Origin of the sequence: Dietzia maris (genome assembly GCF_014144855.1) — a bacterium.
GTDB lineage: Bacteria > Actinomycetota > Actinomycetes > Mycobacteriales > Mycobacteriaceae > Dietzia > Dietzia kunjamensis.
Genome location: NZ_JAALDN010000547.1, coordinates 1 through 1,815 on the forward strand (window position 1 = coordinate 1; position 1,815 = coordinate 1,815).

At 71.0% G+C, this 1,815-nt stretch carries 1 protein-coding gene and 1 pseudogene; both read right to left on the reverse strand.

All coding sequences use genetic code 11. The features are described from left to right. Positions 1–266 (reverse strand): annotated as a pseudogene (locus G6024_RS16830) (hypothetical protein); the annotation flags it as partial. Then, positions 266–1,815: urease subunit alpha (ureC, locus tag G6024_RS16040; protein ID WP_159149157.1), on the reverse strand; the 1,550-nt coding region annotated here is incomplete at its 5' end. The pseudogene G6024_RS16830 and the gene ureC, both read right to left, overlap by 1 nt.

Consider the following 1,815-nt stretch of genomic DNA (forward strand, 5'->3'; position numbering starts at 1 on the left):
AGGATCCCGTGCACGGCCTCGGCCACGGACCGAGCCCCGGCGGCGGCGCCGGCTCCGGCCCCGGCGTCGACAGCGCCCAACTGCCGGAGCCCCTCGAGCCCGTGCGAGAGCGTGTACATGCCCGAGGGGAACGACGAGTCGGTGAACTGCAGGGCCAGCAGAAGCGTCGACAGTTCGGCACGGCCCGCGCCCTGCACAGGGCCCGCAGGGCAGCCGCCGGCCGCGTTGTCGTCGTCGTGGTCGTCGTGGTCGTGGTGGTCGCGCATCACGCGAGGTAGTGCAGCTGGGCCAGCGGCAACGTGGTGGCGGGGGCGATGGTGGCGGGCTCGCCGTCGACGGTCACCACGTAGGTCTCGGGATCCACCTCGATCGTCGGGCAGCGGTCGTTGCGGACCATGTCCTTCTTGCCGATCCCCCGGCAGCCACGCACGGGCAGGCACGGCGAGGTCAGGCCCAGCTCCTCGGGCACGCCGGCCTCGATCGCGGCGGCGGACAGGAACGTCACCCGCGTGGACTGCAGCGCCCCGCCGTACGCGCCGAACATCGGGCGGTAGATCACCGGCTGCGGCGTGGGCAGCGACGCGTTGGGATCGCCCATCGGCGCCCACACGATCATCCCGCCCTTGATGATCAACGACGGCTTGGCGGCAAACGAGTCGACCGGCCACAACACGAGATCGGCGAGCTTGCCTGGCTCGATCGACCCCAGGTGGTCGGCGATGCCCGCCGCGATGGCGGGGTTGATGGTCATCTTGGCGACGTAGCGCAGGACGCGCTCGTTGTCGTTGCGGTCGCTGTCCTCCGGCAGCGGGCCCCGCTCGACGCGGCAGTGGTGGGCGGTCTGGAACGCGCGCTGCCACGACTCCCCGATCCGGCCCATGGCCTGCGAGTCCGACGAGAAGATCGAGATGATCCCCTCGTCGTGCAGGACGGTCTCGGCGGCGATCGTCTCGGCGCGCACGCGGGAGTCGGCGAAGCTCACGTCCTCCGGGATGTCGTGCGACAGGTGGTGGCACACCATGACCATGTCCAGCAGTTCGTCCACCGAGTTCACGGTGTACGGCAGCGTCGGGTTTGTCGAGGCGGGCAGGACGTTGGGCTCGCCGCACACCCGCAGGATGTCGGGGGCGTGGCCGCCGCCTGCGCCCTCGGAGTGGAACGTGTGGATGGTGGAATCGCCGAACGCGGCACGCGTGTCCTCGTAGAAGCCCGACTCGTTGAGGGTGTCGGTGTGGATCGCGACCTGCACGTCGTACTCGTCCGCGACCTCCTGCACGCAGCGGATCGCCGCAGGCGTGGTGCCCCAGTCCTCGTGGATCTTCAGCCCCGCCGCGCCGGCCACGATCTGCTCGACCGCCGACTCGGGCTGCGACGTGTTGCCCTTGCCCAGCACCCCGATGTTCACCGGCAGCCCGTCGGCGGCCTGCAGCATCCGCCCGATGTTCCACGCGCCCGGCGTGCAGGTGGTGCCCTTGGTGCCCTCGGCCGGGCCGGTGCCGCCGCCGAACAGGGTGGTCACGCCGTTGCTCAAGGCTTCCTCGACCTGCTGTGGCGCGATGTAGTGGATGTGGGTGTCCACGCCGCCGGCGGTGACGATCTTGTGCTCACCCGCCACCACCTCGGTGCCGGGCCCGATCACCAGCTCCGGATGCACCCCGTCCTGCAGGTGCGGGTTGCCTGCCTTGCCCACGGCCACGATCCGCCCGTCGCGCACACCGATGTCGCCCTTGACCACACCGAGCACCGCGTCGACGATGATCGCGCCCGTGATCACCAGGTCCAACGCGCCCGACGCCCGCGTGCCCGCCGGGTCCT